Origin of the sequence: Providencia sp. NPDC089933, assembly GCF_049545585.1 — a bacterium.
In the GTDB taxonomy this organism is placed as follows: domain Bacteria; phylum Pseudomonadota; class Gammaproteobacteria; order Enterobacterales; family Enterobacteriaceae; genus Providencia; species Providencia huashanensis.
In genome coordinates this window covers 169,632-184,644 of sequence record NZ_JBMWDT010000006.1, presented here as the reverse complement: position 1 = coordinate 184,644, position 15,013 = coordinate 169,632, and the positions used below count along the sequence as shown (strand labels likewise).

The following is a 15,013-nucleotide window of genomic DNA, read 5'->3' as shown; positions in this document are numbered from 1 at the left end:
TATGCAAGTTTATCTCGTTGGTGGCGCCGTGCGGGACCAACTCCTTGGTCTTCCTATTTCTGATAGGGATTTTGTGGTAGTTGGTACAACCCCAGAAGCTATGCTTGAGCAAGGTTTTCAACAAGTAGGGAAAGATTTCCCCGTTTTTTTGCATCCGAAAACTCATGAGGAATATGCGCTAGCCAGAACTGAGCGTAAAACCGGCGCTGGCTATACTGGCTTTAGTTGTTATAGCGCCCCGGATGTCACCATTGAAGATGACTTATTACGGCGAGACCTAACCATTAATGCAATGGCACAAAGTGATTCTGGCGAAATTATTGACCCGTTTAACGGCATCAAAGACTTAGAAAACCGGTTATTACGTCATGTATCTAGTGCATTTTCAGAAGACCCGTTACGGGTATTGCGTGTAGCCCGTTTTGCTGCACGCTATTTCGAATATGGTTTCTCTATCGCACCTGAAACTTTAGCACTAATGCAATCTATGGCGGCAACGGGGGAATTAAGCCACCTAACCGCTGAACGTGTTTGGGCAGAAACAGAAAAAGCACTGAAATCAAGCTCACCCCAAGTTTATTTCGACGTATTGCGTCAATGCGGTGCACTTCGCGTCCTTTTTCCGGAAATTGATGGCTTATTTGGTGTTCCCGCCCCCGAAAAATGGCATCCAGAAATTGATACAGGGGTTCATACCTTGATGGTCATGAAGGTTATCGCAACCTTATCTGATGATATCGATATTCGCTTTGCTGCGCTCTGCCATGATGTAGGTAAAGCATTAACGCCCCCTTCCGTTTGGCCCAGTCATCCTAATCATGGGGAAAATGGAGTCGTACTCATTGAAAAACTTTGTGATAGATTGAGGGTGCCTAGTAGCGCCCGTGATCTGGCTCGCCTTGCAGCTCGCTACCATGATAAAATTCATATTATCAATAAGCTACCTGCAAATGATTTAATTGCGGTTATGGACGGATTAGATAGTTGGCGCAAACCTGAACGAATTACGCAATTAAGTTTAATCAGTGAAGCCGATGCAAGAGGCAGATTAGGCCTTGAGCAACAAGCCTATCCACAAGGGGAATTTCTCAGACAAGCATTTGCAATTGCGCGTGCTGTTGAGGTCAAACCGATTATTGAACAAGGGTTTACAGGGCCGGAAATTCGCCAAGAACTAACACGGCAGCGTATTCAAGCTGTGCAAGATTGGCTGAAACAACAGCAAATAATGGTAATAGCTTAGTAAGCCATGGTCATACTGGCGGTATAACACCGCCAGTCGCCGTTTAAGCGGTTTTAATTCCCCTTTCGATTACTACCCCCACTTGGCGTGCGCGAGCGACTGCGCCCGGCTTAGCCACCCTGATTCGTACCCATGGGCTTTTAAACTGAGTCAATAAGAGCTGAGCGACTTCTTCAGCCACTCGCTCGACTAAACCAAATTTATTTTCCTCTACATAGCTGATAATGGCTTGGCTGACTTGTGCATAATCCAAGCAGTACTCAACATTATCGCTCATAGACGCGCGTTGGTTGTCCCATCCCATTTCGATATCGAGCACTAATTTTTGTTCAATATCTTGTTCCCAGTCATATACACCTATCGTGGTGATGACTGATAATTGTTCAATAAATACGATATCCATCACGTCATTTTCTCATTTATGTACTGAATTGATACCACTTCGGCAAAAATATGCGTATTATCCAAGGCTGAAGTGAATATATGGCCTTAACCGTTTTTGGAGTTAGCTATGAGTGCAACCGCGCTTGGCATGATAATCTTCGCCTATCTATGTGGATCAGTTTCGAGTGCGATACTGATCTGCCGTTTGGCGAGACTACCCGATCCCCGTCAACACGGCTCTGGTAACCCCGGTGCAACTAACGTATTACGTGTCGGTGGCAAAGCTGCCGCTGCTGCTGTTCTTATTTGCGATGTATTAAAAGGTATGGTCCCAGTTTGGCTTGCTTATTATTTAAATGTGCAACCATTCTATCTTGGGTTTGTCGCAATTGCAGCTTGCCTTGGGCATATTTATCCTGTTTTCTTCCATTTTAAAGGCGGGAAAGGCGTTGCTACCGCTTTTGGCTCAATTGCTGCTATTGGTTGGGACTTATCTGGGTTAGTCGCTGGTACATGGTTACTCACTGTACTGCTAAGCGGCTATTCCTCATTAGGGGCAATTGTGAGTGCGCTACTGGCACCATTTTACGTATGGTGGTTTAAGCCTGAATTTACTTTCCCTGTCGCAATGTTATCTTGCTTAGTCCTTGTGCGCCATCATGGCAACATACAACGTCTTTGGCGCGGTCAAGAAAGCCGGATTTGGCAAAAACTAAAAAATAAAAAGCAAAAAACCAATAAAGAAATTGCCCAAGAAGCCAAAGAACAAGAACTCGACGATTAATCCCCCCTCTTTTCTATCATGATAAAAACGAGCTGAAAATTCAGCTCTTTTTTTATCGTTTCATTTTCATCACAGACTGCCTAAAACACCGAATAATAACAGCAGGGTTATATCTCACCTTAAAACTGTACTGGCAGCAATTTGTGCTGCGTTACATTTTTGCCATAACTAGCGCACACTTTTAATAAAAAGTTAATTTATTGCAAATTTATTACTAAGGAATATTTAAAAAGTGTCGACTATATAAAAGCAAAATTAAACAATAATAATGGTATTTATATGAGCAGAACCCCTTATATCACTCAAAATGAACATATGTTAGACGAAAACATCACGTTAATGACTACTAGCGATTTACAAGGCAACATTGTTAGTGCTAATGATTTTTTTGTGCAAGTCAGTGGCTATGAATTAGATGAATTATTAACACGTCCTCACAATATTATTCGTCATCCCGATATGCCTAAAGAAGCTTTTGCTGATATGTGGGCCACATTAAAAAAAGGAGAACCTTGGACCGGCATTGTCAAAAACCGACGTAAAAATGGCGATCACTACTGGGTTAGAGCCAATATCGTCCCGATTAAACGTCAAGGCAAAATTACAGGTTATATGTCGATCCGAACACGCGCGACTCGCCAAGAAATTGCGACTGTTGAACCGCTCTATGCCGCAATGAATCGAAATAAATGTCAGCGTAAAATAGTTAAGGGGCTTGTGCTTTCCAAAAAAATGCCGTTTCACTTCTCCACTTTTTCTACACGTTGGCGCATTCGATTAACCATGAGTTTACTATTGATATTTTGGCTAGTCATGGCGAGCTTAGCTGGGTTACAAGCGCTGCCATTTACCATCGCCAGTGCTTGTACACTTATTACGCTAATTATTGGCAATATTGCCTTTGAAAGAATGCTCGCTAAACCACTGGAAAACATTGCGACACAGGCTTTAAGTATTGCTCGAGGCGAACGCCATAGCATTCACCATATGCAACGTACCGATGAAATAGGGCTGATTTTACGCTCAATCGGCCAATTGGGGCTAATATGTCGCTGGTTAATCAAAGATGTCTCTGCACAAGTGGATAGTGTACGAAAAGGCAGTGAATCTTTAGTTTCCGATTGCCATGAGCTAGATACCCATACCCAGCAAACAGTCGGTTATATGCAACAAACTGTTGCTACTATGAACCAAATGGCAGTTTCCGTAAAAATGAATGCAGACAACACGGTTCAAGTTGATCAGCTTTCTAATGCAACCAGCGAAACCGCAGTTAGCGGTGGCGCGATGATGGAAGCTGTTGTTGATACCATGGATGAAATTGTCCGCAGTACAAGTAAAATTAATTCAATCACCGATGTCATCAAAGATATCGCTTTTCAAACCAACATATTAGCACTAAATGCCGCTGTAGAAGCCGCTCGTGCAGGTGAGCAAGGCAAAGGCTTTGCTGTGGTTGCTAATGAAGTACGTAGCCTAGCAAGCCGCAGTGCTAGCGCAGTGAATGATATTCGTGAACTCATTAACGATTGCGAAAAGAAAGTTAACTCAGGGAAAGAACAAGTGCACACCGCTGGTGACACGATGAAAGATATCGTCGACCAGATACAAAATGTCACTCAATTAATTACGCATATTAGCCAAGCCACTTCTGAACAAGCCGCTGGCATTGCTGACATTACACAAGCCGTTAGTGAACTAGAAACCATTACGCAGCAAAGCACATTGTTAGTTGAACAAAGCACAGAAACGTCGAACATGGTCAAAGGGCGTTCAATTCGATTAGAAGAAGCGGTTACTGTCTTACATTGATATTTGAGGGATAACAAATGGGCTGCACAGCAGCCCTAATATTATTTTTCTAGCGGAGGTAGTTCAGCAAGTGGCCAACGTGGGCGCACTGTAATACCTAACCCTGTGCTTGCCCCCCCTTTCAAGCGGATAAGACCGGCTAGTGCAATCATCGCGCCGTTATCGGTGCAAAACTCAGGACGTGCATAAAACACTTCGCCCCCACGCTGCTTCAAGACCTCGTCCATTTTTGCTCTTAACGCTCGGTTGGCACTCACCCCACCGGCCATCACTAAACGTTTGAACCCCGTTTGCTCCAGCGCGCGTTTGCATTTGATTGCGAGAGTGTCGACTACCGCATCTTCAAAAGCCCTAGCAATATCAGCTCGGGTTTGGTCGTCATCCGAATTTTCACGGATCGTATTTGCTGCAAAGGTCTTTAAACCTGAAAAGCTGAAATCAAGCCCAGGCCTATCCGTCATTGGTCTTGGAAACACAAAACGCCCTGCGGTTCCTTGTTGTGCCATACGAGATAAAACGGGGCCACCAGGATAGTCTAAACCTAGTAATTTAGCTGTTTTATCAAACGCTTCACCTGCTGCATCATCAATAGATTCACCAAGAAGCGCATATTCACCGACCCCTGTCACGCTTATTAATTGGGTATGCCCACCAGAAACAAGGAGTGCTACAAAGGGAAATTCTGGGCTTTTTTCTTCTAGCATTGGCGCTAGCAAATGGCCTTCCATATGATGAACGGCTACCGCAGGCACATTCCATGCAAAAGCCAATGACCGGCCAACCGTTGCCCCCACCATTAAAGCACCAACCAGCCCTGGTCCAGCAGTATAAGCTACCGCATCGATATCTTCACGAGTCAGGTTAGCTTCTTTCAGCGCGGCCTGAATCAGAGGGACTGTTTTACGGATATGATCACGGGAAGCCAACTCCGGTACTACGCCACCATAATCGGCATGCACTTTAATTTGGCTGTATAATTGATTAGCCATTAGGCCAAGCTCATCATCATAGATTGCGATACCAGTTTCATCGCAAGAGGTTTCGATACCTAAAACACGCATTGCACTACCCTTGTTTATTGCATGACCGCAAGTCTATCACTATTTTCGCTCAATCGCGTAATTAATGTTGTCAAAAGGCTGACTTTCATTGCTGTATAGTCTATAATCAGCCCCCTGTAATAAAAATTTCGTGTGGCTAATTCTCATTATTATCTGGTTTTGTTTACTTTTTCATCGAACAAGCAACAAATCAGGTGATCTTGTGTGATTCAATTTTATACGGCACTTTACAAACCCGTACTCATTGAAGTAAAATTCCGCACCATTTTAAATGAAGGCTGGTGAATCAATACCAGCAACAAACCGATTTCTATTGAGGTGAGAGGCACATGCCGGTAATTAAAGTACGTGAAAACGAGCCATTCGACGTTGCACTACGTCGTTTCAAACGTTCCTGTGAAAAAGCAGGGGTTTTAGCTGAAGTTCGTCGTCGTGAATTCTATGAAAAACCAACGACTGAACGTAAACGCGCTAAAGCATCTGCTGTAAAGCGTCACGCTAAGAAACTGGCTCGCGAAAACGCACGCCGTACTCGTCTGTACTAGTTGATTGCGGTGAAAACCGCATTCATAAGTAGACGATAGCTAATACAAAACTTTAGTTTCTCTCGTAGTCACTCAGTTTTCGTAGTAGTAAATAGCTAAGCAGTTAAAGGCCGTGCTTTCCTCAAGGAAGCGCGGCTTATTATCGTTCATCAACAGGCGAAAAAGAGGCTTATGGCTGGACGAATTCCGCGTTCATTTATCAATGATTTGTTAGCAAGAACAGACATCATTGATTTAGTCGATGCAAAAGTCCCGTTAAAAAAACAGGGTAAAAATCATCACGCTTGTTGTCCGTTCCATAATGAGAAAACCCCTTCTTTTACTGTTAACAGTGAAAGGCAGTTTTATTATTGTTTTGGTTGTGGAGCCCACGGCAACGCTATCGATTTTTTAATGAATTATGACAAACTTGATTTTGTCGAAGCAATTGAAGAACTATCAGCACTGCATGGTCTTGATGTACCTTATGAAAAAGGGACTGGAGCAAGCCAAATAGAACTACATCAACGGCAAAACCTGTATCAGTTGATGGAGAAAATTAATCAATTTTACTGCGCTGCCTTAAATCATCCCTCGGCTAGTAAAGCCATAGATTATTTAAGCCAACGTGGTTTAAGTGCCGAAATTATTGAGCATTTTTCAATTGGTTTCGCCCCTGCGGGGTGGGATAATTTACTCAAGAAATTCGCAGTAAACCCAGAAAGTCGCAAACAGCTTGATGATGCAGGCATGTTAGTGACCAATGATAACGGCCGAATCTATGACCGCTTTAGAGAGCGGGTCATGTTCCCAATTAGGGATAGGCGCGGTCGAGTGATTGCATTTGGTGGGCGGGTTTTAGGGGATGCATTACCTAAATACTTAAACTCCCCCGAAACAGATATTTTCCATAAAGGCCGTCAGTTATTTGGCCTATATGAAGCGACACAAAATAATAATGAATTAGCTAAGTTGTTGGTTGTTGAAGGTTATATGGATGTTGTTGCCCTTGCCCAGTATGATATCCGCTACGCGGTTGCCTCATTGGGAACATCGACAACATCAGAACATATTCAGCTACTTTATCGTTCTACAGATACTGTTATCTGCTGTTATGATGGAGACCGAGCTGGCCGAGAAGCTGCATGGCGGGCGCTGGAAACAGCTCTTCCTTATCTAACTGACGGCCGCCAACTTCGTTTTATGTTTTTACCCGATGGTGAAGACCCCGATTCATTAGTACGCAAAGAAGGTAAAGAGTCTTTTGAGCAACGCATGAAAGATGCTCAAACACTTTCTGCATTTTTATTTGATTCACTTGTGCCACAAGTTGACCTGAAAACTCAAGAAGGGAAAGCAAAATTTAGTAAACTTGCTATCCCATTGATTAAACAGATACCGGGCGAAACTCTGCGCCTTTATATGGCTCAAGAGCTAGGAAATTTTATTGGTATACCGGATATTTCTCAGGTTCTTGCTATGATTGATAGAGAGAGCAAAGAACCAGTTAACTATCAGGCACCAAAATTAAAACCAACCACAATGCGAATATTAATCGCGCTGTTGGTACAAAATCCGAACTTTTCGGAACTCGTTCCCTCATTGGAGGGAATTGCCCATATTCAAATGCCGGGGCTTTCTCTATTTCAGGAATTGGTTGATGTATGCCGTTCCACCCCCGGGATGACTACTGGGCAGTTGCTAGAGCGTTATCGTGATAATAAATTTTCGAAACAGCTTGAAAAACTAGCAACATGGAACGATATAGAAATAGAGGAGATAGCGGAAAATACCTTTATAGATGCCTTAAATCATCTATTTAATAGCGCACTTGACGAACGTTTCGACTATTTAATAGCAAAAGAACGAACTGAAGGGCTGACCCCAGAAGAGCGCGAAGAAGTCCGCTTAATCACTCTCTCAAGAGTGAAAACATAATATAACCAAGACAGAATTAATATTTAAAACGGCTTAAGTGCCGATAAACACAAGGCAGATGCCTGTAAAACGCTACGAAAAATAAAGGGCGTAGCGAAATAATAAATGTTCCCTTTGTATGTTCTTGTTGGCCGAATGTTTCGCCGACCGACACCAATCTAAATACTCAGAAGTGTGGATACCGTCTTATGGAGCAAAACCCGCAGTCGCAGCTTAAGCTACTCGTAACCAAGGGTAAAGAGCAAGGTTACTTAACCTATGCCGAGGTCAACGACCATCTGCCGGAAGATATCGTCGATTCAGATCAAATCGAAGATATCATTCAGATGATTAATGACATGGGCATCCAGGTCATGGAAGAAGCACCTGATGCCGATGATTTAATTTTGGCTGAGAATACTTCCGATACTGATGAAGATGCAGCAGAAGCCGCTGCACAAGTGCTGTCCAGTGTTGAAAGTGAAATTGGCCGTACAACTGACCCAGTGCGCATGTATATGCGTGAAATGGGGACTGTCGAGCTTCTCACCAGAGAAGGCGAAATCGACATCGCAAAACGTATTGAAGATGGGATTAATCAGGTTCAGTGCTCTGTGGCTGAATATCCTGAAGCTATCACTTATCTTCTTGAGCAATACGACCGCGTTGAAGCAGGTGAAAGTCGTTTATCTGACTTAATCACTGGCTTTGTTGACCCTAATGCGGAAGAAGACCTCGCACCAACAGCAACACATGTTGGTTCTGAATTGCCACAAGAAGAATTAGATAAAGACGAAGAAGACGAAGAAGAGGAAGAGGAAGAAGAAGAGGACGATAACAGCATCGACCCTGAATTAGCTCGCCAAAAATTCTCTGACCTTCGTGAGCAATACGAAAAAACGCGTCAACATATTAAGCAATATGGTCGTAGTGATGCGAAAACAGCGGCAGCCATTGAACAGCTTTCAGAGGTGTTCAAAGAATTCCGCTTAGTACCAAAACAATTTGACTACTTAGTCAATAACATGCGTGAAATGATGGATAGAGTTCGTACTCAAGAACGTACCATCATGAAACTGTGTGTTGAACAATGCAAAATGCCAAAGAAAAACTTCATCACTTTATTCAGCGGCAATGAAACAAGTGAGACTTGGTTAACCGCTGCAAAAGCGATGAACAAACCTTGGTCTGAAAAACTGATTGAAGTTGAAGAAGAAATCCTGCGTTGTTTACAAAGATTGCGTCATATTGAAGAAGAAACAGGCCTGACGATTGAACAGGTGAAAGATATCAACCGTCGTATGTCTATCGGTGAGGCAAAAGCGCGCCGTGCGAAAAAAGAGATGGTTGAAGCGAACTTGCGTTTGGTTATTTCTATCGCGAAGAAATATACCAACCGTGGCTTGCAGTTCCTTGACCTCATTCAAGAAGGTAACATCGGTCTGATGAAAGCCGTTGATAAGTTTGAATATCGCCGTGGTTATAAGTTCTCAACTTATGCAACTTGGTGGATACGTCAGGCTATCACGCGTTCAATCGCTGACCAAGCACGTACTATCCGTATCCCGGTTCATATGATTGAAACTATCAATAAACTGAACCGTATCTCTCGTCAAATGCTGCAAGAAATGGGCCGTGAGCCATCGCCAGAAGAACTGGCAGAACGTATGCTAATGCCGGAAGATAAAATTCGTAAAGTCCTGAAGATTGCTAAAGAGCCAATCTCAATGGAAACGCCTATCGGTGATGATGAAGATTCACATTTAGGTGATTTTATTGAAGATACCACTTTAGAACTGCCTTTAGACTCTGCGACATCGGAAAGCTTACGCTCTGCAACTCATGAAGTATTAGCAGGTTTAACTGCTCGTGAAGCGAAAGTTCTACGTATGCGTTTTGGTATCGATATGAATACCGATCACACCCTTGAGGAAGTCGGTAAACAGTTTGACGTTACCCGTGAGCGTATTCGTCAGATTGAAGCAAAAGCATTACGTAAATTACGTCATCCAAGCCGCTCAGAAGTGCTACGCAGCTTCCTTGATGAATAATTTATTATTTAACACCTGCTTCGGCAGGTGTTTTTTTATGCATACTAATTCACCATAAAACTATTTAGCCCACCTCACTTTTACCATTAGGCATAATGTTGCCAGAATAGCCATTGCTCCGCCTAACATCGCCAAATTAAAACCGGACACAAAGGCTGACCGAGTAATTTGCTCAATAAACAAAGATGGAACGCGAGAGGAAGTTTGAATCAACTGTTCGATTTCCTGTACCGATAGGATACCAACTAGCCTGTCATCATGGCGTAATTTACCAATGGCATGCTGGGTCATTAATGTCCCTAACAAAGCAATTCCTAACGTCATACCAGTTTGCCGCAATGCATTCATAACCGCGGATGCAATTCCCGAATAGGCTTTTTCAACACTAGCCATCACTAATGCACCAATTGCAGGCGTCGACATTCCCATCCCTGCACCTAATATAAATAATATCACCGCAATCGGAGGATAGGCTGTTTCAGAATTAACACGCGTGAATAATAAGGAAGCGAAAGCAATAAAAATAAAGCCTAGGATCATCAGATTTCTGACGCTCATATAGCGCGAGAGTTTACTAAATGAGAATGAAAAAATAGCCATAGCAATAAACTCTGGCGCCATTCTTATCCCCGCATCAAACGCTCCCCACCCCTGTCCTTTTTGTAAAAATAGGGCGATAAAAAATACATTGCTATAAGTCGCAAAACCGAGCGCAAAAGAAGCCATATTATATTGAAAGAAAAAAGGGTTCTGTTTGAATAGAAAAATCGGCAATAATGGCCTCTCTATGCGACGTTCAACATAGATAAACCCGATACTCGCTATTACTGAGATAATTAATCCGCTAAGTGTTATATAATTTCCCCAGCCTTGCTCACCAGCTTCTATCAAAGCAAAAGTTAATCCACCTAAAGCCACAATGCTCAAACTTTGCCCTATTGGGTCTAATGCAGCTTTGTCAGGGTCAGCACTTTCTTGAATACCTAACCAGCCTAATAATAATGTCAGCAACCCGATTGGAATATTGATCCAAAAGATCGTTGTCCAATTGAAGCTATCAACTAAAAAACCACCTAAAATTGGGCCAATGATCAGAGACAGTGCACTCACTGCTGACCAAATGCCAATAATTCTTATCCGTTCAATATCATTGGTAAATGCTTGGGAAATTATAGAAAGAGCCCCGGGAATTAACGCACCGGCTGCTATCCCTTGTATTGCCCTACCTGTAATCAATATTTCAGGGGATGTTGACAATGCACAGATAGCCGAGCCTAAAGTAAAAATGACAATGCCTATTAACCATACTTTCTTTCGCCCATAACGATCACTTATTGGCCCTACAGAAAGAAGTAATGCCGATAAACATAGTGCATAAGCATCAATAACCCATTGTAGCATCGACATACTCACGTTTAATTCACGCCCAATAGCTGGTAATGCAACATTCACGATACTGATATCTAGCGTTGCCATAAAGGTGCCTAAACAAACTGCTAAGATCAAAAAAAGCCGTCTCATTTTATTTTCCTCGTCCCGATCATGGCAACATGATAATACTCGACCGACCGACGGTCAATCAAAATGAGAACAAATATCATTTGAATGTTTTTATCTTTTTTACTTATAAAAAACGACCTTAAGGTCGTTTGATGTGAACATGAGTTTTAATCTTTATGCTACTGGTGTTTCATGAAGATAAACCCAATAGCATTTCTCTGCTTCAACTCTAATACATGCAGTTGAAATTCTTAATGTTTCAACCCCATCATTAAGCTGTTTTTCTTGATATTGCACCCAACAATACTGGTTATCTTCGCGTAACGGAAGCATATTAAGGCACCTTGTACTAAATGAAGTTTTGTTGCCTATATTACTGCTAAATAATGTGTTCACTTTATCAAGCCCAATACTTTGCCCTTGAATTGTGACCATTTTAAAGTTGTCATCAAAACTGGCTAATAGAGGGGCTAAACTTTTATCGTCATCACGGCCAGTAAATACATTTTCAATTAAAGTATGCAGGTCAACCACGCTTTGCAGCGCTTTTTTCATTGTTTCGCTCATTTATTTTTCCTTTATGACTGAAATTAACGAGAATAGCCCAAGTATTGAAGCAATTAAAAATGTATATTGGTAACGTAGTAAATCACTAGAAAAAGTAGTTAAACTAAATATAGAAATTAATACCACCGCCCCAACACTAAACGCCACTTGGCGATTAATATTCCATAACACACTGCCTTGTAGTAAATCTTTATCTTTAAAGTCCATCAATGAGCTAATTTGTGCGGTATTCGTACATAAACCTCCACCTGTTCCCATTAATAGATAAGCAATAACAAGTAAGCTTAATTGATCTAAATTCGATACCCAGTAGAGAAAAAATATTCCCAAACTGTGTAGTAAAATTCCAATAACAAATAACTGCTTTTTCCCGATACGCTGATACAGTTTCCCACCACTAGTCATTGAAACTAAAGCGCCTACAGCATACAGCACCATAAATAGCCCTGTCTGCCCCGCACTAAACCCAAGGTTCACTTGTAAGTTAAATATATTCAGTAAATTTACGCCTGTAAAAACCCCCGGTACTGCATAATAAACAATAAAAGCAGTACGTAGGTTCGCATTCTTTAATAACTGAAAATTTAGAATAGGTTCACGGCATTTCTTTGCGTATTGTAGATAAAAAATAAATACTAATACTGAAACCGTAAAGCTCAATATGGCTAATGAAATACTGTGATAATCGTTGTAGAACGAAAATGACAATAATAAACATAATAAACTGATACTCACCATTAATAGACCTAAAATATCAGGTTTTTCTCTGGTTTTCTTACTCTCATTTTTTACCCATATCCAAGCAAGAAATGCAGTTAATAATGAAAAAGGAAGATTCGAATAAAAAATCCAATTCCACGATAAAGAATCAATAATTAAGCCACCTATTGCAGGTGAAAATGCAGGTGCTATTAACGCAACCGTCATTATCAAGGTAGAGATCCGTTGGCGATCATTATTTGGAAATAATGCAAAAACTAATGCCTGACCGACCGGTATTAATAATCCCCCTGCCATTCCTTGCGTAAAACGCCAAAAAATTAATTGATAAATTGATCCACTCGCCCCACTTAACCACACAGCTAAAGAAAAAAGCAGCATTGAATAACACAATAATTTTCGGTGACCTAGCCTACCCGCAAGCCACAAACTCATTGGCATCACCAAAACGAGTCCTAAAATATAAGCATTTGCTACCCAAGCCACCTGAGATTGGCTGGCTGAAAATGAAAATGCGATATCAGGTAAGGCAATAGCCGACATAAAAATGTTAATACAATCAATAAAGAAACCAAGTAAAAAGACTGTCGCTATTTTGTATCGATAAGTCATACACTTCCTCCGGTGGCAAAGAATAGAGTTAGGGTCTTTCTTTGTCGATGCAAAGGAAGTAAAATCATTGTTTAATAAAAACAAACAATCGACTCTATTATGCAAAAAAATTTCAAGCAGATTATTAGCTTTCTACAAGTGGTTGATTCCGGTTCATTCACTAAAGCCGCAGATATTTTAGGGCTAAGCCGTTCTATGGTTAGTGTCGATATCAAGCAATTAGAAGCTCAGCTTAATGTCAGCTTGTTAACACGAAATACACGAAATATTGCATTAACAGAGGTGGGAAAACATTTTTATGACGACTTTAAACGTATTCAAAGCCAAATAGATGAAGCTTTCGAAAGAAGCCAAAATTTAGGCACTAATATTGCGGGTCTACTGCGTTTTTCATCAACGAGTGAATTTGGCCAACGTTTTATTTTACCGCTACTCCCTGAGTTTTGCCGTCTTTATCCTAAACTAAGGTTACAATATTCATTTAACTCATCCTTAGACGACCTCATCACAGAAAAACTCGATTTATCCATTCGATTAGGTAATTTAAAAAACTCATCCCTTAAAATGAAAAAATTAGGTGAATATGAGATTTTCTTAGTCGCCACCTCTGAATTTCTAAAAAAATACCCGATCAAACAACTTACGGATTTAGCCAATGTTCCATGGATTAACCATGCATTATTAAACTGGCAAGATCCTCAATATTTTTTACAGAATTCAAAAAATGAAAAATATTACTTACCTTTAATTAAAAATCAGTATGAGTCTAATTCTGCAGCTGTTATTCACCATATGGTGTTAGCTTCTTTAGGTATCGCAATATGCCCTGCTTGGATGGTTGATGATGACTTACAGCATGGTCGTTTAGTCCATGTATTACCCGAATACCGCTTACCGAAACAAAATATTCAATTACTTTATCCAAATACTTTTGTTTTACCTGCTAAGACACGGGCATTTATCGATTTTTTAGCCGATAAATTAGCCGTAAATAATAAATAAAAATATAAAGATCGATTCGATATTTCGAAAATATAGTTTCTAATCTACCACAGTATCAAAACTCATTTTTCTGGTTGGTAATAACTATTATGCCCTCCATGGCATAATAGTTTGCTTTATTTCTTAGATGCTAAATAATCTTGCAGAGTGCCTTCCGGTTTTTTCTTACAAAACTCAACAATTTTAGGGACTTCAGCAACACTTTGCTCTGTTAATGCAACATAATCTCCACCTTTAAATTGCGTTTCTTGGTTTGTTACCCATAACGCAACAGGTGCCCAGCTTTGAGGGTCTAAATTAATAAATTGCTGACAAGTCATATTTTCAGGTGTAACTGTATTGTTGTCTGCAGCCATTGAGTTAAATGAAATTGTAGACACTGCAAATAATACGCTAGATATAATAACCTTTCTCATTTTGAACTCCTTTAAAAAATTTAAAACACAGAATTATGTGGCAAGGTATTATTAGCATATTATTTATGAAAATTACATATTCTAATTTTGATAGTTAAAATAATACAGGATTAAAAATTCAAGCAATAAATAATAAAAACAAATAATCACGAAGGTAAATCTTAATTAGAGCATCTGTATAAGATTTATTTTTTATAAAAAAAGCCACTTATAAAAATTGGCTATAATATTGCATTATGCTGTTTTTACTTCCATTTCCGCGGGGTCTTTAATAAGTTCGTTTATAAAGAAGAAATAAATCAATGAAGCAAGAAATGCGACAGTTGCACAAACCACAAGCGCTAAAGTGAATGAATGGGTTTGGTCAATAATAATAGCATTTTATAAAACAATGAATTAGCCTGATATAACAAGGCTTAG

The 15,013-nt window shown here is 40.6% G+C and carries 13 protein-coding genes; 7 read left to right on the top strand and 6 right to left on the bottom strand.

Going from position 1 to position 15,013, the window contains the following annotated elements; genetic code table 11:
* Nucleotide 1: 1 nt before the first annotated feature.
* Nucleotides 2–1,243: a multifunctional CCA addition/repair protein gene (locus ACPEH5_RS10835; protein WP_129466400.1), complete on the top strand. Its 1,242-nt coding sequence runs from the start codon at nt 2–4 to the stop codon at nt 1,241–1,243.
* Between the two features lie 43 nt (nt 1,244–1,286).
* Here the strand turns inward: ACPEH5_RS10835 and folB are convergent, their stop codons facing one another.
* Nucleotides 1,287–1,646 (bottom strand): bifunctional dihydroneopterin aldolase/7,8-dihydroneopterin epimerase, encoded by a 360-nt coding sequence (gene folB, locus ACPEH5_RS10830; protein ID WP_042846051.1) that lies wholly within the window; start codon nt 1,644–1,646, stop codon nt 1,287–1,289.
* 108 nt (nt 1,647–1,754) lie between these two features.
* On the opposite strand from folB, the gene plsY reads away from it, so the two are divergent.
* On the top strand, nt 1,755–2,411 hold the full coding sequence (gene plsY, locus ACPEH5_RS10825) for a glycerol-3-phosphate 1-O-acyltransferase PlsY (RefSeq protein ID WP_042846052.1): 657 nt from the start codon (nt 1,755–1,757) through the stop codon (nt 2,409–2,411).
* A 279-nt stretch (nt 2,412–2,690) separates the two neighbouring features.
* The gene (locus ACPEH5_RS10820) at nt 2,691–4,223 is read left to right on the top strand and encodes a methyl-accepting chemotaxis protein (protein ID WP_210814560.1); all 1,533 of its coding nucleotides are present in this window, start codon (nt 2,691–2,693) and stop codon (nt 4,221–4,223) included.
* A 41-nt stretch (nt 4,224–4,264) separates the two neighbouring features.
* Here ACPEH5_RS10820 and tsaD read toward each other — a convergent pair whose 3' ends face one another.
* Nucleotides 4,265–5,284: a tRNA (adenosine(37)-N6)-threonylcarbamoyltransferase complex transferase subunit TsaD gene (gene tsaD / locus ACPEH5_RS10815; protein WP_131680202.1), complete on the bottom strand. Its 1,020-nt coding sequence runs from the start codon at nt 5,282–5,284 to the stop codon at nt 4,265–4,267.
* A gap of 329 nt (nt 5,285–5,613) precedes the next feature.
* Between tsaD and rpsU the strand changes: the two genes are divergently transcribed.
* The 3 genes from rpsU to rpoD all read left to right on the top strand — a co-directional run bounded on the left by rpsU (nt 5,614) and on the right by rpoD (nt 9,776).
* Nucleotides 5,614–5,829: a 30S ribosomal protein S21 gene (gene rpsU, locus ACPEH5_RS10810; RefSeq protein WP_001144069.1), complete on the top strand. Its 216-nt coding sequence runs from the start codon at nt 5,614–5,616 to the stop codon at nt 5,827–5,829.
* A gap of 171 nt (nt 5,830–6,000) precedes the next feature.
* Nucleotides 6,001–7,746, top strand: coding sequence for a DNA primase (gene dnaG / locus ACPEH5_RS10805; protein WP_042846057.1), 1,746 nt, complete (start codon nt 6,001–6,003; stop codon nt 7,744–7,746).
* A gap of 98 nt (nt 7,747–7,844) precedes the next feature.
* Nucleotides 7,845–9,776 carry an RNA polymerase sigma factor RpoD gene (gene rpoD / locus ACPEH5_RS10800; protein ID WP_071548582.1) on the top strand — a complete coding sequence of 644 codons (1,932 nt, stop codon included), beginning with the start codon at nt 7,845–7,847 and terminating at the stop codon, nt 9,774–9,776.
* 60 nt (nt 9,777–9,836) lie between these two features.
* Here rpoD and ACPEH5_RS10795 read toward each other — a convergent pair whose 3' ends face one another.
* The 3 genes from ACPEH5_RS10795 to ACPEH5_RS10785 all read right to left on the bottom strand — a co-directional run bounded on the left by ACPEH5_RS10795 (nt 9,837) and on the right by ACPEH5_RS10785 (nt 13,175).
* Nucleotides 9,837–11,297 (bottom strand): MFS transporter, encoded by a 1,461-nt coding sequence (locus tag ACPEH5_RS10795; RefSeq protein WP_281110776.1) that lies wholly within the window; start codon nt 11,295–11,297, stop codon nt 9,837–9,839.
* 153 nt (nt 11,298–11,450) lie between these two features.
* The gene (locus ACPEH5_RS10790) at nt 11,451–11,843 is read right to left on the bottom strand and encodes a hypothetical protein (RefSeq protein WP_042846064.1); all 393 of its coding nucleotides are present in this window, start codon (nt 11,841–11,843) and stop codon (nt 11,451–11,453) included.
* Nucleotides 11,844–13,175, bottom strand: coding sequence for an MFS transporter (locus ACPEH5_RS10785; protein WP_042846065.1), 1,332 nt, complete (start codon nt 13,173–13,175; stop codon nt 11,844–11,846).
* A gap of 99 nt (nt 13,176–13,274) precedes the next feature.
* Between ACPEH5_RS10785 and ACPEH5_RS10780 the strand changes: the two genes are divergently transcribed.
* Complete coding sequence (locus ACPEH5_RS10780) at nt 13,275–14,177, top strand: LysR family transcriptional regulator (protein WP_042846067.1); 903 nt, start codon at nt 13,275–13,277, stop codon at nt 14,175–14,177.
* 116 nt (nt 14,178–14,293) lie between these two features.
* On the opposite strand, the gene ACPEH5_RS10775 is transcribed toward ACPEH5_RS10780, so the two are convergent.
* On the bottom strand, nt 14,294–14,593 hold the full coding sequence (locus tag ACPEH5_RS10775; RefSeq protein ID WP_166686931.1) for an HdeA/HdeB family chaperone: 300 nt from the start codon (nt 14,591–14,593) through the stop codon (nt 14,294–14,296).
* Nucleotides 14,594–15,013: the final 420 nt, after the last annotated feature.